Origin of the sequence: Streptomyces sp. NBC_00984, from assembly GCF_045162475.1 — a bacterium.
Taxonomy (GTDB): domain Bacteria; phylum Actinomycetota; class Actinomycetes; order Streptomycetales; family Streptomycetaceae; genus Streptomyces.
The window spans coordinates 451,995-475,011 of sequence record NZ_CP108734.1; the positions used below are offsets into that span (position 1 = coordinate 451,995).

Below are 23,017 nucleotides of genomic sequence, written 5' to 3' on the forward strand. Positions count from 1 at the left end.
CCCCGGGGGTAAACCCCCTCCCCCGAGGGGGGTGCTGTCTCCACCCCCGGGGCACGGAACGCCGTCCCGGCCGACGAGCGGTCCGGCGCCCCGACGGTTCAGCATGTGGCCCGGATCACGGCAATTCCGCTCACGGGCGAGGCCGTCCGTGGGGTACCCTCGGCGACCCGACCCCCACTAGTCAAATTTGAGGAATTCGGCATCACTGTGCACAGACTCCCTGCGGCAACGCTCTCCGAGATCTCCGCACTCTCCGCCTGCTCCGTGGTCTTCCTGCCCGGGGATCCCTCCCGCACCGGCCGAGTCGCCTTCTGGCACCCGGACGGCAGCAGCCCGCCCGATGGTCCCGGATCCGTGGCGGAGCTGGTCGTCGTCGGCGCCGACGCGCGGGCGTACGCCGTACCGGCACGGTTGCTTCCGGTCCGCGACGCGCTGCCGGTGCTGACGCGTGCGCGGACCTCGGCGCAGGCCTCCGACGCGACCGCGTTCTGGGGTGCGGCCGCTCTCCTCGCTCTCCAACTCGCCGCCCGCGGCCTGCTGCTGCCGGGGCTGAGCGCCACGGATCGCGATGCCTGGCGGGCCGGTCCGCTGACCGCCGACGACCAGTCGCGGATCCGGACGCTGGCGGCCTCGATGCCGCCCCTGGCCCACGCGGTGCCGCTCGACGAGGCCGCGCAGCCCGTTCTGCTGCCCGAGCCCGAGCGGCTGCTGCGCGCGTTCCTCGACGCCGTGGCGGACGGTCTGCCCCGCACCCCCGCCGCGGCGTTCGCCGGCGGCGGCCCGGCCTTCACCGCGGACGAACCACAGCAGCTCCCCGGCCAACGGGCCTGGGCCACCGATGTCGCGGCCGGGCACGACGCGGGCGTCCGGCTCTCGCTCCGGGTGGAGGTGTCCGGGCTCACCGCGCCGGACGAGGACGACGCGCGGTCCGCCGGCCCTGCCTTCCGGGCCGTCCTGCAGATCCACAGTGTCAGCGATCCGACACTGGTCGCCGATGCCGCCGAGGTCTGGGCGGGCGGCGCCCGCACCGCTGCGGCTTTCGGACCGCGCGCCCGGATGGACGCCCTGCCGGCTCTGCGCCGGGCCGCCCGTGCCTGGCCTCCGCTGTCTCCGCTGCTGTCCGCCGCGGTGCCCGACTCCGTGGAGCCGGCCGACGACGAGCTCGCCGAACTCCTCGGCCCCGCCGGACGGGCGCTGGCCGCGACCGGGGTCCAGGTGCACTGGCCCAAGGAGCTGGTCCGCAAGCTCACGGCACGCGCCGTGATCGGGCCGCCCGACGACGAGGCGAGCGAGGAACGCGACGGGGCGGCGGGCATCGGCTCCGAGGCGCCGCCGCTGCTGCCCGCCGACGCCCTGCTGGCGTTCAACTGGTGGTTCGCGCTGGGTGATCAGAAGCTCAGCCGCGCCGAGCTGGACCGCCTCGCCGAGGCCAACCGGCCGGTCGTGCGGCTGCGGGACCAGTGGGTGCTGATCGACCCCGAGGAGGCCCGGCGAGCCCGCGAGACCCAGGACCGCAAGGTCACGCCGATCGATGCGCTGGGTGCGGTCCTGACCGGTTCCACCGAGGTCGACGGCCACCGGGTCGAGGTCGGGGCCACCGGCTGGCTGGAGCGGTTGCGCCGCCGGGTGGCCGACCCGGAGGCGGCCGGGCAGCAGCCGGTCGGCCCGCCCGAGGCCCTCGCCGCCACCTTGCGCGACTATCAGCTGCGCGGTCTGAACTGGCTGCACACCATGACCTCGCTCGGCCTCGGGGGCTGTCTCGCCGACGACATGGGTCTCGGCAAGACCATCACGCTGATCGCTCTGCATCTGCACCGCCAAAGCATCGAATCGGCCGCCGGTCCGACGCTGGTGGTCTGCCCGACGTCGCTCATGGGGAACTGGCAGCGGGAGATCGAGAAGTTCGCGCCGGGTACGCCGGTACGCCGCTTCCACGGCGGATCGCGCAGCCTTGCCGACCTCTCGGACGGTGAGTTCGCCCTCACCACGTACGGCACCATGCGGCTCGACGCGGCCAAGCTCGCGGAGATCCGGTGGGGCATGGTGGTCGCCGACGAGGCACAGCACGTGAAGAACCCGTACTCGGCGACGGCCAAGCAGCTGCGGACGATCGGCGCGCAGGCCCGGGTGGCGCTCACCGGAACTCCCGTGGAGAACAACCTCTCCGAGCTGTGGGCGATCCTCGACTGGACGACGCCCGGTCTGCTGGGACGGCTCGGGACCTTCCGTACCCGCTACGCACGGACGGCGGAGGGCGGTGACCCGGCGGCTGCCGAGCGGCTCGCCGCGCTGGTGCGGCCGTTCCTGCTGCGGCGGCGCAAGTCCGACCCGGGCATCGCGCCGGAGCTGCCGCCGAAGACCGAGACGGACCGCACGGTGTCGCTGACGCCGGAACAGACGGGTCTGTACGAAGCGGTGGTACGCGAGACGCTGGCCGCAATCGCCGACGCCGACGGCTTCGCCCGGCGGGGCCTCGTCGTCAAGCTGCTGACGGCGCTGAAACAGATCTGCAACCACCCGGCGCAGTACCTGAAGGAGAACGAGCCGCGGATCGCGGACCGTTCGGGAAAGGTGGAGCTGCTGGACGAACTGCTCGACACGATCCTGGCGGAGGAGGCCGGCGTGCTGGTGTTCACCCAGTACGTGCAGATGGCCAGGCTGCTCGAACAGCATCTGGCGGCGCGCGGGGTGCGTACGCAGTTCCTGCACGGCGGTACGCCCGTCGCGGAGCGCGAGGCGATGGTCAACCGCTTCCAGGCGGGCGAGGCCCCGGTCTTCCTGTTGTCGTTGAAGGCGGCCGGCACCGGTCTCAACCTCACCCGGGCCGGTCATGTCGTGCACTTCGACCGCTGGTGGAACCCGGCGGTCGAAGCACAGGCCACCGACCGCGCGTACCGGATCGGGCAGACCCAGCCGGTACAGGTCCACCGGCTGATCGCCGAGGGCACCATCGAGGACCGGATCGCCGACATGCTGGCCCGCAAGCAGGGCCTCGCGGACGCGGTGCTCGGCTCGGGCGAGGCGGCGCTGACCGAACTGACCGATGCGGAACTGGCCGATCTGGTGGAGCTGCGAGGGGGCACGCGATGACTGACGGACACGAGGGCGACCGCTACGACGGTGGCGAGTACGAGGGCGAGGACAGCGACAACGCCGCCCCGGGGCAGGAACGTACCTTCGCCGCGCTGCCGCCCGCACGGGGCCGCGACTTCGCCCAGTCCTGGTGGGGCCGGGCATGGCTGAAGGCCCTGGAGGACACCGCGCTGGACGGCCAGCAGCTCAAGAAGGGGCGCAGGTTCGCCCGCGAGGGCCGGGTCGGCGCGGTCTCCGTGCGGCCCGGCCGGATCACCGCGGTGGTCCGGGACGGGGACTCGTCCGCGTACCGCAGCGATGTGCTGCTCCAGGAGCTGAGCGAGGCGGACTGGGAACGCCTCCTCGGCATGGCCGTCGAACGGGCCGGGCACATCGCGGCGCTGCTGGACCGGGAGATGCCGCCGCACCTGGTGGAGGACGCGGCGGCGGCCGGGGTGGAACTGCTGCCCGGGATCGGCGATCTGGAGCCGGAGTGCACCTGTGACGCGTGGGACCACTGCCCGCACACCGCCGCCCTGTGCTACCAGGTGGCGCGGCTGCTGGACCAGGACCCGTTCGTACTGCTGCTGATGCGGGGGCGCGGTGAGCGGCGGCTCCTGGACGAACTGCAGGTCCGCATCGCGGCCCGAGCCGAGGGGCACGGGGCCTGCGCACCGGCCGATCCCGCCGACGGGCCCGCGGCTGCGCAGACGAAGGCCGATGATCCGGGCGTACGGGCGGACGAGGTGTTCGCGGCGCGGGACATCCTGCCCCCATTGCCCGCTCCTCCGCCGCTGCCCGCGGAGCCCGGCTCGGCGCCGTCGCTGGACACGGAGACGGAACCGCAGGCGGGCGTCGATCCGGCGGCTCTGGAGATGCTGGCCACGGACAGTGCGGCGCGTGCCCACCGGATGCTGGCCGAGGCGCTCTCCCCCGGCCACGAGCAGCAGCCGCTGCCGGCCGGCCTGACGCCGCAGGAGGATGCCGTGCGGCTGGTCGCGGAGGCCCGCCCCGAGCCGTGGATCGCGAAGCGGTTGATCACCGGTTCGGGGCGGCGCCGGGCCGATCTCGATGCGGCGGTGCGGGCGTGGCGGTACGGCGGGGTGGCGGCACTCGCCGTGCTCGAAGAGGAGTGGGTACCCGATCCGGAGGCCCTGGCCAGGGCGCGGGCCCGGCTCGCCGAGGCGTGGGAGGAGGGCGAGCGGCCCCGGCTTCGGTCGGTGGGCAACCGCTGGACCGCCGTGGACGGTGGCGTGCAGCTCCGCTACGGACGGGACGGGCGCTGGTGGCCGTACCGCAAGGAGGGCGGGCGCTGGGTCCCGGCGGGTCCGGCGGACGACGATCCGGCGGCTGCGCTGGGTGGCTCGGGCATGCCGGACGACTGAGGGCCCGTTCGTACGGCCTCCGGGCGATCGGGGACGGGCGGTGGGGCCGGAGGGGTGCCTCCACCCCCGCCCGTCGTCGCGTTCTGTCCGTGCGTTCAACTGGGTGTCACCGCGCGTTGATGCCGAGGACGGAACCTGACGGCTGTCCGAGCTGTTCGTGCCCCAGGAGGCCCCATGTCCGCGCGTGTTGTCCGTCGTTCCCTTGCAGCCGGCCTGCCGCTCGCCCTGCTCGGCACGGTGTGCGTGGCCGGAACGGCAAGCGGCGCACAGGACCGGCACGAGCGTCCGGAGCGCACCGCGCGGGTCACCGGTACGGCCGTGCTCGGCGACGTTCCGCTGGCCGGCTTCAGCAACGGGCTGCTGCCGGGGACGGTCGCGGACGACCGCGGGGTGAGACTCGGCGGCATCGGCAGCGACATCTATCCCGCGGGCCGCAGGGGCGAGTTCTGGACCGTCACCGACCGCGGACCCAACGGGCAGATCAAGATCGACGGGAAGAAGCGGCGCACCTTCCCCGTCCCCGGGTTCGACCCGGCGATCGTCAAGATACGGGTCAGCGGGAAGCACATCCGGGTCCTGAAGGCCATTCCGATCACCACCCGGTCCGGCGCCGCGGTCACCGGCCTGCCGAACCAGCGGGACCGCGACGAGGCCCCGTACACCTACGACGCGAAGACGCCGCTGGGGTACGACCCGAACGGTCTGGACACCGAGGGCATCGTCCGCGCCGCCGACGGCAGCTTCTGGCTCGTCGACGAGTACGGCCCCTCCCTGGTGCATGTCTCCGCCCGTGGCCGGGTGCTGACCCGCTATGTGCCGCAGGGTCTCGGGCTGGCGGGCGCCGACTACCCGGTGGTGGAGGCGCTGCCGGGCGTGCTCCTGCACCGCAAGATCAACCGCGGTTTCGAGGGCCTGGCCCTTCTTCCGGGCGGCGATCTGGTGCTTGCGGTGCAGAGTCCGCTCTCACTGCCCGACCAGGACGCGGGCGAGTCCTCGCGCAATGTGCGGCTGCTGCGCTTCTCGACGAAGAAGCGCGTGGTCACCGCGGAGTACGCCTACCGGTTCGACGCGGTGGACGTCGTGGACCCGGGCGAGGACGACACCTCCGAGCTGAAGATCTCCTCGGTCGTCGCGATCGGCCGGAACGATCTGCTGGTCGAGGAGCGCACGGACAAGGCGGCCAGGCTGCACCGGGTGACGCTCCCGCACGGCTCCGGCATCCTGGGCTCCGCCTGGGACGACCCGGCGACGTCTCCCTCGTACGAGGAACTCACCGCCCCCTCGGCGTCGGGCGTGCCGGTGCTCCGCAAGAGCCTGGTCGTCGACCTGGGCAAGGTCGCGGGAGTGCCCGGGAAGATCGAAGGGGTGGCGGTGACGGGCCGGGACACGCTCGCTCTCATCAACGACAACGACTTCGGGATGACCGACGGTGCCGAGGCCTTCGACGCGAACGGCCGTCTGGTCGACAGCGGCATCGAGACGTCGGTGACGCAGCTGCGGCTGCCGCGCCCGCTGCGCGGCTGACCTGGGGCGTGTTCTAGAAGTAGCGTCGTCCGCCCGGAGGGCGGGGCTCGCCGGGTCTGGCGCGTGCGATCGCAAGGCGCCGGGGTGCCCTCGTAACGGAGCTACCAGGGCATTTCGGTCGGCGAGCGTGCGTGTCAGACCCCGCGAGACAGACGGGACTTCTCAAACACGCCGTGCGGGCGTTGTGCCGTATCCCGGTCCTCGGCAACGAGTGTCCGCCGAGGGCCGGGATCGCCGAATCGCCTGATTCGTCCGGGTCTTCACCGACCGCACACGGCCCACGGGCGCCCATGGGCCCGACTGCCCGCTCCCGTGCCGACATCGCCGCACATTCCGGCGTGCTCCCCTCTCCACGAAGTCGCTTCCGCTTCCTGCCGTCTTCCGCCACCCGCGCGGCGCCCGTACGGTAGGGCGCGCGAGACACTGGGCCGCACATCGGACAACGCCTTCCGGTCATCGGACACAGAGGGAGCCGCGGGATGTCGGGGGATTCCAGCAGCGGACTGTTACGTGATGCCATCGGGCTGCGTGAAGTCCTCTTCCAGAGCATCACGGCGATGGCCCCCGCCGCGGCCATCGCCGCGTCGATTCCGGCCGGAGCCGCGTTCGCGGGCGGCAGTCTGCCGCTGTCCGTGGTGGTGGCCCTGGTCGCCTGCCTGTTCACCGCCTCGTGCGTCGCCGAACTGGCCCGCCATCTGCCGGCCGCCGGTTCCGTCGCCACCTACTCCGCGCAGGGGCTGCATCCGGCCATCGGGTTCCTCGTCGGCTGGGGCTATGTCTTCGTCGAGGCGCTGGTACCCGCGCTGCTGCTGCTCCAGCTCGGCTTCACGACAGCGGGCACGCTGCATCAGGAGTGGCCGTCCTACCCGGCGGACCTGTGGTGGCCGTGGTCGTTGCTGGGCGCGGTCATCATCGCGCTCGCCGGGTATTTCGGGGTACGGGCCTCCGCCCGGTTCGGCACGGTGCTCGGCATCTTCGAGGTGCTCGTCTTCGTCGTCTTCGCCGTACTGCTCATCGGGCAGGCCGGTGCAGACAACACCCTTTCGGTATTCGGTACTTCGCACACCGCCGACGGATTCGACGGCATCAGCGGGATCTTCGCCGGCTCGGTCTACACCGTGCTCGCCTTCGCGGGCTTCGAGGCCGCGGCACCGCTCGCCGAGGAGGCGAAGAACCCGCGACGCACCATGCGGCGCGCGGTACTCGGCGCGGCGCTCTCCATCGGCCTGGTCTATGTCCTGACCACCTACGCGATGTCGGTGTACTTCGGGCCCGACAGATTCGCCGGATTCGGCGGCTCGGGGGCCGCTTCCTGGGAGGGCGTGGCCCGCGCCTCATTCGGGCTGTTCTGGGTGCTCCTCTTCCTCGCCGTGGTCAACTCGACCGTCGCCAACGCCAACGCATGTGCCAATGTGTCGACCCGTACGGCGTTCGCGCTCGGCCGTATCGGCGTGTTCCCGCAGGCCTTCGCGAGGCTCCACCCGCGGCGCCGCTCCCCCGTCACCGGGGTGGCCGTGCAGTTCGTGATCGCGGTCGGCGCGGCGCTCGGGCTGGGTTTCGCCTATGACCCGGTGACCGCGTTCGTGCTGCTGGCCACCGTGATCGTCACGGTGATCATCGGTGTGTACATCATCGTGAATCTGTCCTGCGCCGGTTACTTCCTGCGAAGGCGTCGCGACGCCTTCAACCCCGTACTCCACCTCCTGTTCCCGGCACTGGGCATCACGGCGTTCGTCCCCGCGCTGCTGACGGCAGCCGGAATCCCGGCATTCGACTTCGTCTCCGGGCTCAGCGCTCCCGTCTCTTACGCCGGTCCAATCGTCGGTGTCTGGATGCTGATCGGGGTCGTTGTACTGGCGGTGCTGCTGCGCAGACATCCGGATCGGGTGGCGCAGACCGGACGGATCCATCGTGACGACACCCCGGCGCCGGCCGGGACAGCAGAGACAGGAGCAGTGCAGCCATGAACGACCCCCGCATCCTGACCGTCCGCCCCGAGGAGGGCGAGTACGCCTGGACCTTCGGCGGAGCGGCTCCGGTCGCCCGGATCGAGCCGGGGACGTTCCTCGACGTGTACACGGAGGACTGCTTCGCCGGGCGGGTCCGCTCCGGGAAGGACCTGGTCTCCGAGGTCTGCGAGTTCCCCTTCCTCAACCCGCAGACCGGTCCGTTCCATGTGGTGGGAGCGGAGCCCGGCGACACCGTCGCGGTGCATTTCGTGTCCATCGAACCGGCCAGGGACTGGGCCGCCTCGACGACCGTGCCGCTCTTCGGGGCGCTCACCTCCACCCACGCCACCGCGTCGTTGCAGGCTCCGCTGCCCGAGGTGGTGTGGATGTGGCAGCTCGACCGGGCACGCCGCACCTGCCTGTTCAGCGCCCGGGACAGCGACATCCAGGTGGAACTGCCGATGGATCCGATGCACGGCACGGTCGGGGTGGCTCCGGCGAATCTGGAGGTACGGTCCGCGCTGGTGCCCGACGCGCACGGCGGGAACATGGACACGCCCGAGATGCGGGCGGGCGTCACCTGCTATCTGGGCGTCAACGTCGAGGGCGCGCTACTGAGTCTGGGGGACGGCCATGCCCGCCAGGGCGAGGGCGAGACCTGCGGAGTCGCCGTGGAGTGCGCGATGAACACGGTGGTGCTCGTCGAGCTGCTGAAGGGCGTCACCACTCCGTGGCCGCGCATCGAGTCCGACACCCATCTGATGTCGACCGGCTCCGCGCGCCCGCTCGAAGACGCCTTCCGGATCTCCCAGTTGGACCTGGTGCAGTGGCTGGCGCGCGACTACGGCCTGTCCGAACTCGACGCCTACCAGCTGGTCAGCCAGGCCGGTGAGGCTCCGCTGGCCAATGTGTGCGACACCAACTACACCTGTGTGGCCAAGATCCGCAAGGAGTGGCTGCCCGCGGGCGACCCCCACCGCGGTCTCCACCGCCATCTGCGGGAGACTGCGACACTGCTGTCCAGCCCCTGACCCGACAGACCTCAACCCCTCTCCCCCCACAGGAGTGTTCATGCACCGCAGAAGGCTTCTCCAGGGCGCCGCCGCCACGGCGGCCGCCGCCCTGATCCCGGCCTCCACCCGCGCCATGGCCGCCACGACCGCGGGCGACACGGACTATCCGCTCGCCCACTGGACGCCCGCGTCCGCCTCCAACTACACGGCGTCGAGCCGCCCCTCGGCCTATCCGGTCCAGTACGTGATCATCCATGTCACCCAGGAGACGTATCCGAACACGATCGGGATCTTCCAGAATCCGGCGAAGCAGGTCTCCGCGCACTATGTGGTGCGCTCGGCGGACGGCTACGTCGCCCAGTGCGTCCGGGAGAAGAACATCGCCTGGCACGCGGGCAATTGGGACTACAACACGCGCAGCATCGGCATCGAGCACGAGGGCTGGGTGGACCAGCCCTCGTACTTCACCGACGCCATGTACGAGAAGTCGGCGCTGCTGACCGCTTCGGTGTGCGACCGCTACGAAATCCCCAAGGACCGCGCGCACATCCTCGCCCACGCCCAGGTGCCCGGGACCGACCACACCGATCCCGGCCCGCAGTGGGACTGGGTGCGATACATCCGCCTCGTCAATCTGTACTCGGCGGGCTGACACCCCTTCGCCACCCGGGCCGATCCGCCCTGTGCGCCGCGGTTGTCGCAGCGGCCGGCTGCGACGACGATGGGTGGTCATGACGCCCCTGGACGGGAGGGTGAGTTGAAGGATCCCTGGGTGGCGCTGGCGGCCGATGCGGACCCCGGCGAGCGGATCGGCCAACTCCGGCACGCACACGAGGTGTTCACCACGGCGGGACGGCTGGAGCGGCCGGTCCGGCCGGTCGTCGGTGAGTCGTGGCGGCGCTCGGCGCGGGCCAGGGTCAGCCCGGACGGTGCGGCCCTGGTCGAGCTGGGTCCGGACGATCTCGGACCGTACCGGGACGGGCATCCCCTGGCCCCCGCCATGCCGATGATCCGTGAGCTGATGGGCGCCTACGCGACGGACGGGGAGCATCTGCTCGCGGTGTGCGACGCGCACGGCAGACTGCTCTGGGTCGAAGGACCCGCGGTGACCCGACGAGCCGCCGGCCGGATGAACTTCGTGGAGGGCGCCCGCTGGGCCGAGTCGGTAGCCGGGACGAACGCGCCGGGGACGGCCATCGCCGTGGACCGTCCGGTGCAGGTCTTCGCCGCCGAGCACTTCCTGCGGCCGGTCCAGCAGTGGACCTGCGCGGCGGCGCCGCTGCACGACCCGCACACGGGACGGGTCCTGGGCGCGGTGGACATCACCGGCGGGGACCGGCTCGCGCATCCGCACAGTCTCGCGTTCGTGCAGGCGGTGGCGCGCGCCGCCGAGACGCAGCTCGCACTGCTCGCGCCCGCACCGGCCGTTGGGACCGTGCGGCTCAGCGCACTCGGCCGGGACGAGGCGCTGCTCGTGGCGGGAGGCCGCAGGATCCGGCTCAGCAGGCGGCACAGCGAGATCCTGGCGACGCTGGCCCGCCACCCCAAGGGTCTGGGCGGCGACGAACTCCTCGTCGAGCTGTACGAGGGCGAGTCGGTGACCCCGGTGACCCTGCGGGCCGAACTCTCCAGGCTGCGACGGCTGCTCGGCCCGGAACTCCTCCTCTCCCGCCCCTACCGTCTCTCCGCTCCGGTCGACGCGGATTTCGACACGGTGGCGCGGAGGCTGGCCTCAGGCGCGGTGGCTGCGGCGCTGGGCGCCTACTCGGGGCCGCTGCTGCCGGCCTCGCAGGCGCCGTCAGTCATCCGTCTTCGGCGCCGGCTCGAGGAGCAGCTGCGGGCGGCACTCATCGCGCGCGGTGACCCGGGGCTGCTGGCCGACTGGGCGTACAGCCCCTGGGGCGAGGACGACCTGCCGGTCTGGCAGGCACTCGCCGCGGCCGTTCCCGCCGGGCAGCGCCCGGCACTGCTCGCCAGGGCACGGGCGCTGGACGTCGAGCAGCGGTAGCCGCTCCCCCGTGCAACGGGGTTGCAACGTACCGCTGCCTACCCTCGCGGCGAGGGCCGTCCAATGGTGGGCGGCACCGGATCCGGGAGGCCAAAGAGATGACCCGTTACGCCGCGCCGGGAGCCGAGGGCGCCATCGTCTCGTACGAGTCCCGCTACGACCACTGGATCGGCGGCGCGTACGTCCCGCCCACCCGCGGTCGGTACTTCGAGAACCCCAGCCCCGTCAACGGCCGCCCCTTCACCGAGATCGCCCGCGGCACGGCCGAGGACGTCGAACTCGCCCTGGACGCGGCCCATGCCGCGGCGCCCGCCTGGGGAGCCACGGCGGCAGGCGAGCGCGCGGGGGTCCTCAACCGGATCGCCGACCGGATGGAGGCCCATCTGGAGGAGCTGGCGGTCGCCGAGAGCTGGGACAACGGCAAGCCGGTGCGGGAGACCCTGGCTGCCGACATTCCGCTGGCCATCGACCACTTCCGTTACTTCGCCGGTGCGTTGCGCGCCCAGGAGGGCTCGCTCAGCGAGATCGACGACGACACGGTCGCGTACCACTTCCATGAACCGCTCGGCGTGGTCGCGCAGATCATCCCGTGGAACTTCCCGATCCTGATGGCGACGTGGAAACTGGCCCCGGCGCTCGCGGCGGGCAACGCGGTGGTCCTCAAGCCGGCCGAACAGACCCCGGCCTCCATCCACGTGTGGCTGAAGCTGGTCGCCGATCTGCTGCCGCCGGGCGTCGTCAACATCGTGAACGGCTTCGGGGCGGAGGCCGGCAAGCCCCTCGCCTCCAGCCCGCGCGTCGCGAAGATCGCCTTCACCGGTGAGACGACGACGGGGCGGCTGATCATGCAGTACGCCTCCGAGAACATCAAGCCGGTGACCCTGGAACTCGGCGGCAAGTCGCCCAACATCTTCTTCGACGACGTGTGGAACGCGGACGACGACTTCCGCGACAAGGCCCTCGAAGGCTTCACCATGTTCGCCCTCAACCAGGGCGAGGTCTGCACCTGTCCGTCGCGCGCACTGATCCAGCGCGGGCTGTACGGCGAATTCCTGGAAGCCGGAATCGCCCGCACCGAGCGGATCGTCCCCGGGCACCCGCTGGACACGGACACGATGATCGGCGCGCAGGCCTCCAACGACCAGTTGCAGAAGATCCTTTCGTACCTGGACGTCGGTCAGCAGGAGGGCGCGAAGGTCCTCACGGGCGGTCAGCGGATCGAGTACGACGGAGAGCTGGCGGGCGGTTACTACGTCCAGCCCACCATCTTCGAGGGCGACAACCGGATGCGGGTCTTCCAGGAGGAGATCTTCGGCCCGGTCGTGGCGGTCACGTCCTTCTCCGACTTCGACGACGCGATCAGGACCGCGAACGACACGCTGTACGGCCTCGGGGCCGGCGTATGGACGCGCGACATCAACACCGCGTACCGGGCGGGCCGCGCCATCCAGGCAGGCCGGGTCTGGACGAACTGCTACCACGCGTACCCGGCGCACGCGGCCTTCGGTGGGTACAAGCAGTCCGGGATCGGCCGCGAGAACCACAAGATGATGCTGGAGCACTACCAGCAGACGAAGAATCTTCTGGTGTCGTACTCGCCGAAGAAGCTGGGCTTCTTCTAGGCGCACGAGAAAAGGCGCCTGACCTGGACTTTCACCCGTCAGGCGCCTTTCACTCAGCCCGCTCTCGACCGAGCCCGGCTTGCGCGCCAACTCCCATTTTCTCCCACTGCTGTACCCCTCCCGACCAGTGCTTCCGGACCAGTCACGGACCAAACCCCCGGTTCAACCCTCGGGTGCGTCACCTTGGCTGACGCGCTGCCACTCGTTCATGGACTGCTCGATGAGGCGGTTCGCCTGCTCTCTAAGGCCGTCGAGGGGCGTTGTCACGTTGTTGGGCGTGCGGGTGTCTGACGGTGTGTCGAGGTGTGGTGGGGCCGGGTGCCGGCCCTGGGCTCAGGCGGCGGCAGGCCGGCCGGCGACGCCGGTGATCTGCTCCCAGATGGTGAAGCGGACGGTCATTTCGGCGCGGTAGTCGGGTGCGGCCATGAGGTGGCGGCGGGGCCGGAAGTGGGGTGAGATGCCACTGAACGCGGACAGGAAACGCTGCGCGGCGCCCACGCTGCGGAAGCCTTTCATCGCCCGTTCGCGTTGCCGGGTGGGCTGATGACCGTTCTCGGCCCGGTTGTTCAGGCCCTTGTGGGAACGGTGCTCGACGGAGGGCATGACCTCGCGGTGGGCCGCGCCGTAGGAGCGGAGCCTGTCCGTGACGATCACCCGCGGCACCCCGCCCGTCTTGGTCAGCAGCGTACGGAAGAAGCGCCTGGCCGCAGCCGTGTCCCGGCGGCTCTGCACCAGGATGTCCAGCACGTTGCCGTCCTGGTCGACAGCCCGCCACAGGTACTTCTGCTCACCGTTGATCTTGATGAAGACCTCGTCCAGATGCCACTTGTCGCCGGGCCGGGGCCGCCGGCTGCGCAGTCCGTTGGCGTACTGCTGACCGAACTTCAGGCACCAGCGGCGGACCGTCTCGTACGAGACGATCACGCCGCGTTCCAGCATCAGCTCCGCGACCTCACGGAAACTGAGCGGGAACCGGAAGTACAGCCACACGCAGTGCGAGATCACCTCGACCGGATACCGGTGCCCCTTGTACGACGGCGACATGCCCTCCACGGACGACCCCCTCCACCGTGATCAGCCCGAGGATCCTCCCACCCTGTCAGCCAACGTGACAGCGCCGGGAGAGCTACCCGTTGTACCAGTACGGCCTGATCAACTCCCAGACCCGGGGCATCAGCGAGAACCAGTTCTTCGCCCCCACCGCTAAGCAGTTGACCGAAGTCCGGGTGCAGAACACCGTCCCCGGCACAGCCGCGGTGGCCGGTGCAGTCGAGGCGTGGGCCGGAACCGACATGGCGCCCTCATCCCCGGATCGCCCGACGCTGGTTCGCCGCCGGTACAGGCATCACCCGCACCGGTGACGGAACCCAGCCTGGACATCGGCACGGCAGACCGTCGCTGCTGCAGCCCGGCGGCCGAGGCGCCGGAACGAGGGCCGGCCAGAAAGTCCAAGCGCCCGCGCACGGAAGTCCATGGACCCGGCCACGCTCAACTCCTAGGTTCCATCGGTGAATTGATCCGATGTATCTCCCGCCCGAGCTGCGGAGATGCCCACAGGAATACCCATGCCTCATCAATTCATCGGAGGTACCCGCACGTGCGCAACACACTCCGCCCCGCTGTCATCGCCCCAGCCGCCGTGCTGGCGGTACTCGCCGTCGGCGCGCTCGCCTTCGCCCCTCAGGGCACGACCCAGGCCCACGCCGGCCATGCCCGCGACAGCAAACCCGGACATGTCGCCGGTTCCACCGATTGGCAGCACAAACTGAAGGCCGCCCTGCCCTCCCTCGGTCACCGAAACTGGATCGTCGTCGCCGACTCCGCGTACCCTCAGCAGACCAGCCCCGGCGTGAAGACGATCGTCACTGGCGCGCACCAGGTCGACGTCGTCAAGGACGTCGTCGACCTGCTCGGCAAGCAACCGCATGTCAAAGCGCACGTACAGCTCGACAAGGAGCTGAACTACGTACCGGAGAACTCTGCGCCCGGCATCGGCCGGTACCGCAAGGACCTCGACACGGCGCTGGCGGGACAGAGCACCGAGAGGCTGCTGCACGAAGACTTGATCGGCAAACTCGACGACGCGGGCAAGGAGTTCAGCGTCATCGTCCTCAAAACCGACCTCACCCTCCCGTACACCTCGGTCTTCTTCGAGCTGGACGCCAAGTACTGGGACGCAGACCGCGAGGCCGACCTGCGCAAGCGGATGGGCCGCTGATGGCCTTGCGCAGTCGTACTCTCACCGCTGCACTGACCGCTCTGTCCGGACTACTGGTAACGGGGCTCGCCGCTGGCTCCGCCCCCGCCGGGGCCAGCGAGTCGCCCGCCTTCACGGAAGGCTTCGAGGGCGGCTCCCTGCCCTCCGGTTGGCAGGTCACGAGTGGCTCCTTCGGCCAACTCATCACGGACAGAGCCCAGTTGCACAACGCAGACCGGCCCTACCTCAAGGAGGGCAAGTGGTTCCTGTCAACTCTGGAGACGCCTGCGCAGAAGCCGAATGACGGCTACACCGGCACGGTCGTCTCCGCCAAGTTCACGCTCACTCGCCCCACAGTCTCGATGCTCGTCGGCGGCGGCTCGGGCGCGAACACATACGTGGCGCTGTGCGCATACGACGTCTCAGCCCCGGACGGCTGCGGTGCCGAGGTCGCCCGGACGAGCGGCAACAACGCCGAGGTCATGGCCTACCGCACCCTCGACGGCTCGTCGCTCGTCGGCAAGGACGTCGTCCTGAAGGTCGTAGACAAGTCCACAGGCGGCTGGGGCCACATCACGGTCGACGACGTGCGCGCCAATGTACCGCCCGCCCCCACCGTGCCCCGTGCCACGCGCAACGCGGCAGGTGGGGCGGTCTCGCTGAGCTGGAAGGCGGCGCCCGATCCGGACGTCAGCGGCTACGCGGTCTATCGGGCCGCTGCGCAAGACGGCCCGTACGCAAGGATTGCGACTGCCAGCCAAGTTACGTACAAAGACGCTTCAACCGACGCCTCCCACACCAACTTCTACCGAATAGCGGCTCTTGACCGGACTGGGGCCGAGTCCGAGCCGGTCACCACCCTCGCCCGCCCGTACGCAAACCTGTACGCACCTGGTGAGAAGGCCACCTACAGCGGCGACCACCTCACCGATACCCGGTTCGCGGTCGGTCCGCTCGGCTCCGCCGGAATCGTCCACGACGGCACCGGTGCCCGCCCCACCTGGTGGATCTTCAACAACCTCGGGCAGCTGAACTCCAACGGCTGGCACAACACCGACGACACGTATACGCAGGGTAAGGTCCCCAACAGTTTTTTCGGCGTACGTGCTGAGGCCGAGGGCGCCAAGCCCGTCGTACGGAGCCTGCAGACCACACCAGTCGGCGACTCGGCCTTCCCCGCTATGAAGTCACTCACCCAGCAAGGCGAATACCCTGAGCTCGGCTACGACTTCAAGGACGACGAGTTGCCGGTGCAGGTGTCGGAGGACGTCGTCAACCCGATGACGCCCGGCGACACCAAAAACTCGGCGATCCCGACCGCGATCTACCGCTTCACCCTGAAGAACCCGACCGACAAGACGGTCAGAGTCTCACTGATCGCCTCGCAGCAGAACGCCGTCGGCTACGACGGGTACAAGTCCATCGGCGGAGAAGACAACCGTGTCGTCGACGGCTACGGCGCCAACCGCACCCGCGTCATCGCCGGCGACGGCACCACCTCGCTCAGCATGTCCGGCAAGGACGGCTCGGGCACCATGAACCTCACCGCGTTCGGCAAGGACGTGTCCGCCACCGCCGCTTGGAATTCACTGAGTTCGCTCGCGGATGACGTATCGGACGACGGTAGACTCAGAGGTTCGCAGGACGCCGCGAGCCCCGCCGACCACACGACCGTCGACGGCGCACTCGCCGTCCCTGTCACTCTGAAACCGGGCGAGAAGAGGACCGTCCCCGTCACCCTCAGCTGGCACTTCCCAAGCGCCAAGAACTACAACGGCGGTGACGGCCGTCAGTACGAGAACTGGTGGAACTCCGCCGACGACGTAGCGGCGTACGTGACGAAGAACTACGACCGTCTGCTCGGCGAAACCACCGCCTACCACGACGCCCTCTACGACTCGAACCTGCCGCGCTACCTCATCGACCGCGTCTCGGCGGCCACTGCCGTCCTCCACTCGCCGTCCGTGTGGTGGGCGAAGAACGGCTTCTTCGGAGGCCGCGAAGGCTGGGGATGCTGCCCCGGCATGCCCACGCACGTCTTCCACTACGCCCAGACACAGGCCTGGCTGTGGCCGGAGGTCGGGCAGCGCTGGACGCAGCAGTGGCTCGACAACGCCGACAGCACCGGCAAGATCCCGATGCGCTTCAACGGCGACAGCACCTTCACCATGGACGGCCAGACAGGCGTGATCCTGTCCGCGTATCGCACGTACCAGACCACGAACAAGGCCTGGCTGGACGCCAGTTGGCCAAAGGTGAAGAAGGCGATGGACTACGTCGTCGCGCACGGCGACGCCGACCACGACGGCGTCCTGACCGGAACCTTCAACACCACCCTCGACGGCGGCGAAACCGGCAACGGCTCCTGGCTCGGCTCGATGTACCTCGCATCGGTGCACGCCGCGCAAAAGATGGCCGAGGCCGAGGGCGACACCGCCACGGCCGAACTGTACGGCTCCCTCTACGAGAAGGGGCGCATAGCGGGCGAGAATGCCTATTTCAACGGCGACTACTACACCGAGATCAACTCCGACACCGGCGCCTCGTACGGCAACGGCTCCGAGATCGACATGCTGCTCGGCCAGTGGTGGTCCACGCAGCTCGGCCTCGGCGACATCTACGACAGCGCCCACATGGACAAGGCGGCCGGTGAACTGTTCAATAACAACTACCGGGACAATCTGCTGGGCGACGCCCCGTACTCCGGCTACAACTACAGCCACCAGTTCAGGCAGTACGCCCTCGAAACCGACGGCGGCCTGCAGATGATCACCTGGCCGCACAACGACCAGCCCTCCAACACCCCTCTCTACTACGACGAGTTGATGTCAGGCTTCGAGTACTCGGCGGCCGGACTCATGCTACAGCGCGGGCAGACAGAGGCGGGCCTGAAGGTCGTCAAGGCGATCTCCGACCGCTACGACGGGCGCGCCCGCAAGGGCCCGTACGTCTCGATGAGCACCTGCTCCACCGGCGACGGCACGGGCAGCCCCTTCGGCGACGACGAGTGCGGCAAGTACTACGCCCGCACCCTCTCTTCATGGTCGCTACTCACCGCAATGCAGGGCTTCTCCTACAACGGGCCGCACGACACGATCACCTTCGCGCCCACCTGGAAGCCATCCGACCACCGGTCCTTCTTCAGCACGGGTGAGGCCTGGGGAACCTTCACGCAGAAGCGCGCGAAGGGGGCAGGTCAGACCGACACCCTGCGCGTCCACCACGGCTCGCTGACCGTGCACACACTGAGGCTCGAAATCCCCAAGGGGGCGGGCACGGTCCACGTGGACGGCGCCGAAGTCCGCGTCTCCGGCACCACGGCGACCGTCGAGTTCCCGGCGCCGATCAAGGTGCGGAAGGGAGACAAGCTGACAGTGCGGCTCACGTACTGAGCCAGGAGTGGGTGCCCGCCTGATCCGGCTGGGCACCCACTCGACTGTCTCGTCCCGGTCGCGCCCTACCCTCAGCTTCCGCAAGGTCTGGGGCGACGGCGGATACCGCCAGCACCTCGTCGAGCCAGCGAAGCGAACGGCTGGGGGCCGCCGCAAGGCGCGCGAGGAGAAGGAACTCGACCAGCTCCCTGTACGAGTCCGGGCGGTGCTGACGGCACCGCGTCCGAAAAGTGAACCATCTGCGGCGTGTCACACGGTGGCTGCGGCCCGATACCCGCACCCCGTCCCCGGAAGAGACCGCCCGGGGCCCGGGGCCGCAGCGAATCCCACGTCGGCCTCGTACCTACATTTTCAGCCACTTCCCCGCACCGGCGGACGAACAGCAGACGACGCCGAGCACGCCGCTTACCAGCGAAATTCACTTTTCCGTTTTTATTTGATCAAGATGAACTCCATTCGTTCGAATCCACTTGCTATGTTTGCAGCCCTGGGAGATGTGATCGCGCACAGGGGGCAGGATGGAAGCTCAGCAGATGACTCAACTCATCGACAGAGACGGCGAGTTGAGCACGCTGAACGCCCTACTCGCCAATGCGGGAGCGGGGCGGGGCAGCATCGCACTGGTCAGCGGGCCGACCGGCAGCGGGAAAACGCAATTGCTACAAACATTCTGTAAACAAGCGGAAAACTCTAACGCCATCTTGTTGAACGCCGTAGCGTCCCGCGCCGAATGCGAGCTGCCGCTGGGCGTGATGGATCAGCTCTTCAGAAGTGAGGCGCTCCCCCCTGAGCTCCGCGACCGGGTGAACGAACTGCTGCCGGAAGGGCTCGCCACCAGCCGTAGAACGGGCACCGACCCCGTCCTGATGAACCAGCCGAGCATCGCAGTGGCCCATGGCCTCCGGTCGTTGCTGCTGGAGCTGGGCGAGCGCGGACCCGTGGTGGTGAGCATCGACGATCTGCAGTACGCCGACGCGCCCTCCCTCCAGATGCTGTTGTTCCTGCAACGCCGCATGAAGGCCTCGCGGACGCTGCTGCTGCTCGCCGAACAGTCGACGGTCCGTTCGCCCCACCCGGTCTTCCACGCCGAGCTGTTCCGGCAGCCGAACTGCCGCAAGATACGGCTGGAGATGCTATCCCGCTCCGGTGCGCACACCATGATTGGAACCAGACTCGGCCAGACCAAGGCGCTGGAGCTCACCGAGGCCTACCAGGAGGCCTCGGGCGGAAGCCCGCTGTTCCTGTCCGCACTGCTGGACGACTACGAGGCGGTCCACCGGCCCAACGCCGGCAGCCACGAGAGCGAACCCGCCGTCCCCCAGGAGGCTTTCCGCAATGCGCTGATGGGCTGCCTGTACCTGGCGGAGCCGGCGGTCCTCGAAGTCGCGCGGGCGGTGGCCGCGGTGGGCAAGATCATATCGTCCGTGTCGATCGGCCACATCCTCGGCCTGGACACGGCCACGGTGGAGCATGCGATCGCCTCACTCACCGCCACCGGCCTGCTGAACTCGGAGAACTTCCGGCATCCCGCCGCGCATACGGCCATCCTGGAACAGGTGGCGCCCGAAGGCCGGCACGAATTGCACCTGCGGGTCGCGGCCGCCCTCCAGAACGAAGGCGTGCCACCGGTTGTGGTGGCAGAACAGCTCGTCGCGGCGGGCAAGGCTCCCGAAGAGTGGATGATCAATGTTCTGAGGGACGCGGCGCATTCCGAACTCGCCGCGGCCAGAACCGGCATGGCCTGCGAATACCTCGAACTGGCCCTGGCCTACTGCGCCGACAGCCGGCAGCTGACGGCGCTCACCGCGGACCGCATGCGCATCGACTGGCAGAAGTGCCCAGTGAAGGCCATGCGCCACGCGATGCGATTAAAAGAGGCCCTGCGTGACGGGCACTTAACCAGCCAGGACACGGGCCTGCTGGTGCGCAACCTCCTGTGGCACGGCCGGTACAGCGAGGCACGCGAGACCCTCACCCTCTGGGAGGCACGCGACTCCGGGACCCGTCGCGCCCCGTCGGAGGAGCTCGCCGCCTTCAACGGCTGGATGACGTACTCGCATCCTTCGCTGGTGGCCGTTCCCTCAGGCTCGCCCGGTTCGCCCGGCTCTGCTGTGTCCTCCGCTGCGTTCAACTCCCCGGATTCCGCCGCTTCCTACACTTCCTACGGCGCCTTCGGGTCGCCGACCGGGGCCGAACCGGAGACAGGTCTGGGTCCGGTACGCTCCTTCGGACGCCAGGCGATCACCGTGCTGTGCCGTCTGCTCACCCAGGGCGCGGATGACGAGGCCGTGACCAGCGCAGAGGGGGTCCTCCACAGCGTCGGCCTGGGTGTCGCCACGCTTGAGTCGTTGCACGCCGCTTTGCTCACGCTGATCTGCGCCGACCGCCCGGAAAAGGCCGCTTCCTGGTGCGAAGAACTACTGAAGGAGGCGGCGGACCAGGGCTCGCCAACCTGGCAGGCAGTGTTCGCGGCGGTACGCGCTGACGCGGCCTTCCGCCAGGGCGACATGGCCACCGCCGTGCAGCACGGCGAGGCCGCGCTCGCCCAACTCCCCATCGCCGCCTGGGGCGTCGCCATAGGCGGCCCGCTGGCGACCCTGATCCTCGCCACGACCATGATGGGGCAGTACGACAAGGCGGTGAAGTACGTCGGACTGCCGGTGCCGGACACCCTCTTCGACGCCCGGTACGGACTCCATTACCTCAACGCGCGCGGGCACTTCCACCTCTCGACGAACCGGCCCGTGGCGGCGCTCGCCGACTTTGAGAGCTGTGGTCGTCTGATGCAGGCCTGGGGACTCGACCTGCCGTCCTTGATCTCCTGGCGCACCGGCGCCGCCGAAACCGCGCTGGCCCTCGGACAGAAGAGCCGGGCCAAAATGCTCATGGAGGAGCAGCTGACCCGTCCTGGAATGCACCAGCCGCGCACCCGGGGGGCATCGCTCCGGCTGCTGGCCGCGGCCAGCGATCTGGAGGACCGGCCGGCACTCCTCCAGCAGGCCGTACGGCTGCTGCAACCGGACACCGGACGCTTCGAACTCGCCCGCGCACTGGCCGATCTCAGCGACACGTACCGGCAGTTGGGCGATCCGGACCGGGCCAGGGGGATGGCGGAAAGGGCGGCCGGGATGATGAAGTCGTGCCAGGTGCGGACGGAGTGGGAGCAGCCGCTGCCGGTAGCGCGGCCCTCGCACCCGCCGACCGTAGCGGCGGAGCGACACGCTGACGGGCGTCACAACGATGGACGGCACGCAGAGCAGAAGCCGACCGGCGTCGAAGCACTGACCGACGCGGAGCGACGCGTCGCCGAGATGGCCGCGATGGGGGCGACCAACCGGGCGATCGGGCGGAAGTTCTACATCACGATCAGTACCGTCGAGCAACACCTCACCAGGGTCTACCGCAAGCTGGACGTCAGCCGGAGAAGCGATCTGGCCGCGAGGCTCAATATCGTTTCGACAGAGGCCGAGTCCGCCTGAGCGGCCTCTCGGGGGCAGGGAGCGGTGCTCCTGCAGCCTCTGGGTCCGGACTTCGCGGGTCACCGTTTCAGGTCTGCGGCCAGTGGGTTTGTCCGATGTCGGTGTCGAGGAGGTCGAGGAGGTGGAGTTGGACGCCGCGGGTGATCTGGACGGCCGGCGGGTTGGCGATATGGCCGATCCGGAGCGTGAGTTCGCCGGGGTGGTAGAGGATCACGCGGCCGGTCGGGCGCACCCGACGGTTGTCGGGGTAGAGGTCGGTCATGGTCTGCTCGGGGCCCAGACCCGTTTGACCTGCCGCTCGATCAGGCAGAACACAAGCAGGGCCAGGCAGATGACCTGTATGAGAGCGGCTACGCGACGGTTGTGCTGCACGAAGACCGGGGCGATGGCGAGCGGTCCCTTGAAGTCGTGGTAGCGGCGCTCGACCGCTCCCTGGCCCTTGCAGTGGACCGGGATCCGGCCCGGATCTGCTTCCTCGGCGGGCAGCGAGGTCAGCAGCGCGTACCAGCCGTCGCCCGCGGCCTCGGCATTGAGGACATCCTCGTCAAAGTGCCGGTCCAGAGCGGGGACGCCGTGCTCGTCCTCGCTGACGTGAAAGCGCAGGCAGGACGCGGAACGGCGCTTCGCCGCGATCACACCGAGGCGCCCGACGATCTTCTCGGCACTCCTGTAATGCCGTCCGCCGGCCGCCCCGGCGAGCTTGCCGAGGTCCTCAGCCGCCTTGGTCAGGCGCTTGCCCCGAGGGGCCTACTGGCCGGCGGCGTTCGCGGTGGAGTGGACCAGGATCCGCCGCACGGTGAGCTCGGGATCGCTCTTCCTCGCCCCCTTCAGGGTATGGGTGTCCTCCAGCACCCGGTAGCTCTCACGCCGCACGGCTGCCTTGCCCGCGTCACTGCCCGGTACCCAGTCCACGGTCGTGGCCCGGGTGAGGTCGAGGGCGGCATAGACCTCGTCCTTGACCTGTGCGGCCGGGGACGGAGCGATAAACTGAACCCCGGCCCTCAGCAGGGCGGCGACGTAGGAGTACGACACCGGTTTGGAGTCGGCGACCATCATCCCGGCTCGATCCCGAAGACTTGCTCCACCGCCCACGTGCGAGCCCAGTCCCCGGCCCGCACCAACGGTGCAGGCCCGGTCGGCCGGTTGGCCACCAGCGCCTCGATGACCTGCCCGTGCGTCACAAGCGCGCTGACGCCACCAGGGCACACCTCATCGGTGATCCCGGCCAGATCCAGCCGACGAGTGAACTCGGAAACGACAGGCAGAGCGCCCAGACGTTTCTCCACCACGGACGTCACCGCTACTTCAAAACGCTGACGCTGAGACCGTGGCCGCGGGGACCGGGAAGTCTTCGGCACACCCCACCCAACGCCACA

17 protein-coding genes are annotated in these 23,017 nt (G+C 69.5%); 11 read left to right on the forward strand and 6 right to left on the reverse strand.

All coding sequences use genetic code 11. The features are described from left to right. The first annotated feature begins 207 nt into the window (after positions 1-207). From OG520_RS02180 to OG520_RS02215, 8 genes are all read left to right on the forward strand, one after another. Complete coding sequence (locus tag OG520_RS02180; protein ID WP_406011962.1) at positions 208-3,090, forward strand: SNF2-related protein; 2,883 nt, start codon at positions 208-210, stop codon at positions 3,088-3,090. Beyond that, the gene (locus tag OG520_RS02185) at positions 3,087-4,457 is read left to right on the forward strand and encodes an SWF or SNF family helicase (protein WP_406011963.1); all 1,371 of its coding nucleotides are present in this window, start codon (positions 3,087-3,089) and stop codon (positions 4,455-4,457) included. Before OG520_RS02180 ends, OG520_RS02185 begins: the two co-directional genes overlap by 4 nt. 174 nt (positions 4,458-4,631) lie before the next feature. Continuing rightward, a complete protein-coding gene (locus OG520_RS02190; protein ID WP_406011964.1) occupies positions 4,632-5,981 on the forward strand; it encodes an esterase-like activity of phytase family protein in 1,350 nt (449 codons plus the stop codon). Positions 5,982-6,460: 479 nt separating this feature from the next. Continuing rightward, on the forward strand, positions 6,461-7,948 hold the full coding sequence (locus tag OG520_RS02195) for an APC family permease (protein ID WP_406011965.1): 1,488 nt from the start codon (positions 6,461-6,463) through the stop codon (positions 7,946-7,948). Further along, entirely contained in the window at positions 7,945-8,961 is a 1,017-nt protein-coding gene (locus tag OG520_RS02200) for an acetamidase/formamidase family protein (protein WP_399333416.1), read from the forward strand. Before OG520_RS02195 ends, OG520_RS02200 begins: the two co-directional genes overlap by 4 nt. A gap of 40 nt (positions 8,962-9,001) precedes the next feature. Further along, on the forward strand, positions 9,002-9,595 hold the full coding sequence (locus tag OG520_RS02205) for an N-acetylmuramoyl-L-alanine amidase (RefSeq protein WP_406011966.1): 594 nt from the start codon (positions 9,002-9,004) through the stop codon (positions 9,593-9,595). Positions 9,596-9,700: 105 nt separating this feature from the next. After that, positions 9,701-10,951 carry a GAF domain-containing protein gene (locus OG520_RS02210; protein ID WP_406011967.1) on the forward strand — a complete coding sequence of 417 codons (1,251 nt, stop codon included), beginning with the start codon at positions 9,701-9,703 and terminating at the stop codon, positions 10,949-10,951. A 98-nt stretch (positions 10,952-11,049) separates the two neighbouring features. Further along, positions 11,050-12,573 (forward strand): aldehyde dehydrogenase family protein, encoded by a 1,524-nt coding sequence (locus tag OG520_RS02215; RefSeq protein WP_406011968.1) that lies wholly within the window; start codon positions 11,050-11,052, stop codon positions 12,571-12,573. A gap of 333 nt (positions 12,574-12,906) precedes the next feature. On the opposite strand, the gene OG520_RS02220 is transcribed toward OG520_RS02215, so the two are convergent. Both OG520_RS02220 and OG520_RS02225 read right to left on the reverse strand, forming a co-directional pair. Further along, positions 12,907-13,617: an IS6 family transposase gene (locus OG520_RS02220; RefSeq protein WP_406016399.1), complete on the reverse strand. Its 711-nt coding sequence runs from the start codon at positions 13,615-13,617 to the stop codon at positions 12,907-12,909. A gap of 82 nt (positions 13,618-13,699) precedes the next feature. Further along, a complete protein-coding gene (locus tag OG520_RS02225) occupies positions 13,700-13,867 on the reverse strand; it encodes a hypothetical protein (RefSeq protein ID WP_406011969.1) in 168 nt (55 codons plus the stop codon). Positions 13,868-14,170: 303 nt separating this feature from the next. On the opposite strand from OG520_RS02225, the gene OG520_RS02230 reads away from it, so the two are divergent. The 3 genes from OG520_RS02230 to OG520_RS02240 all read left to right on the forward strand — a co-directional run bounded on the left by OG520_RS02230 (position 14,171) and on the right by OG520_RS02240 (position 21,641). Further along, a complete protein-coding gene (locus OG520_RS02230) occupies positions 14,171-14,791 on the forward strand; it encodes a hypothetical protein (protein WP_406011970.1) in 621 nt (206 codons plus the stop codon). Positions 14,792-14,796: 5 nt separating this feature from the next. Further along, positions 14,797-18,162 carry a GH116 family glycosyl-hydrolase gene (locus OG520_RS02235; protein ID WP_406011971.1) on the forward strand — a complete coding sequence of 1,122 codons (3,366 nt, stop codon included), beginning with the start codon at positions 14,797-14,799 and terminating at the stop codon, positions 18,160-18,162. 533 nt (positions 18,163-18,695) lie between these two features. Then, positions 18,696-21,641, forward strand: a complete 2,946-nt coding sequence (locus tag OG520_RS02240; protein WP_406011972.1) for an AAA family ATPase — start codon at positions 18,696-18,698, stop codon at positions 21,639-21,641. Between the two features lie 67 nt (positions 21,642-21,708). Here OG520_RS02240 and OG520_RS02245 read toward each other — a convergent pair whose 3' ends face one another. From OG520_RS02245 to OG520_RS02260, 4 genes are all read right to left on the reverse strand, one after another. After that, positions 21,709-21,903, reverse strand: a complete 195-nt coding sequence (locus OG520_RS02245) for a hypothetical protein (RefSeq protein ID WP_406011973.1) — start codon at positions 21,901-21,903, stop codon at positions 21,709-21,711. Continuing rightward, entirely contained in the window at positions 21,900-22,277 is a 378-nt protein-coding gene (locus OG520_RS02250; protein WP_406011974.1) for a hypothetical protein, read from the reverse strand. Before OG520_RS02250 ends, OG520_RS02245 begins: the two co-directional genes overlap by 4 nt. A 111-nt stretch (positions 22,278-22,388) precedes the next feature. Then, positions 22,389-22,697, reverse strand: coding sequence for a hypothetical protein (locus tag OG520_RS02255; protein ID WP_406011975.1), 309 nt, complete (start codon positions 22,695-22,697; stop codon positions 22,389-22,391). After that, positions 22,694-22,930 carry a DUF4277 domain-containing protein gene (locus OG520_RS02260; RefSeq protein ID WP_406011976.1) on the reverse strand — a complete coding sequence of 79 codons (237 nt, stop codon included), beginning with the start codon at positions 22,928-22,930 and terminating at the stop codon, positions 22,694-22,696. The genes OG520_RS02255 and OG520_RS02260 overlap by 4 nt, the downstream gene beginning before the upstream one ends. Positions 22,931-23,017: the final 87 nt, after the last annotated feature.

Bases quoted from the DNA above. Each gene is read 5' to 3' on its own strand.
- OG520_RS02255 (WP_406011975.1), bottom strand. From the start codon at position 22,697: ATGATGGTCGCCGACTCCAAACCGGTGTCGTACTCCTACGTCGCCGCC.
- OG520_RS02195 (WP_406011965.1), top strand. From the start codon at position 6,461: ATGTCGGGGGATTCCAGCAGCGGACTGTTACGTGATGCCATCGGGCTG.
- OG520_RS02240 (WP_406011972.1), top strand. From the start codon at position 18,696: ATGACTCAACTCATCGACAGAGACGGCGAGTTGAGCACGCTGAACGCC.
- OG520_RS02205 (WP_406011966.1), top strand. From the start codon at position 9,002: ATGCACCGCAGAAGGCTTCTCCAGGGCGCCGCCGCCACGGCGGCCGCC.
- OG520_RS02245 (WP_406011973.1), bottom strand. From the start codon at position 21,903: ATGACCGACCTCTACCCCGACAACCGTCGGGTGCGCCCGACCGGCCGC.
- OG520_RS02185 (WP_406011963.1), top strand. From the start codon at position 3,087: ATGACTGACGGACACGAGGGCGACCGCTACGACGGTGGCGAGTACGAG.
- OG520_RS02190 (WP_406011964.1), top strand. From the start codon at position 4,632: ATGTCCGCGCGTGTTGTCCGTCGTTCCCTTGCAGCCGGCCTGCCGCTC.
- OG520_RS02220 (WP_406016399.1), bottom strand. From the start codon at position 13,617: ATGTCGCCGTCGTACAAGGGGCACCGGTATCCGGTCGAGGTGATCTCG.
- OG520_RS02225 (WP_406011969.1), bottom strand. From the start codon at position 13,867: ATGTCGGTTCCGGCCCACGCCTCGACTGCACCGGCCACCGCGGCTGTG.
- OG520_RS02215 (WP_406011968.1), top strand. From the start codon at position 11,050: ATGACCCGTTACGCCGCGCCGGGAGCCGAGGGCGCCATCGTCTCGTAC.
- OG520_RS02200 (WP_399333416.1), top strand. From the start codon at position 7,945: ATGAACGACCCCCGCATCCTGACCGTCCGCCCCGAGGAGGGCGAGTAC.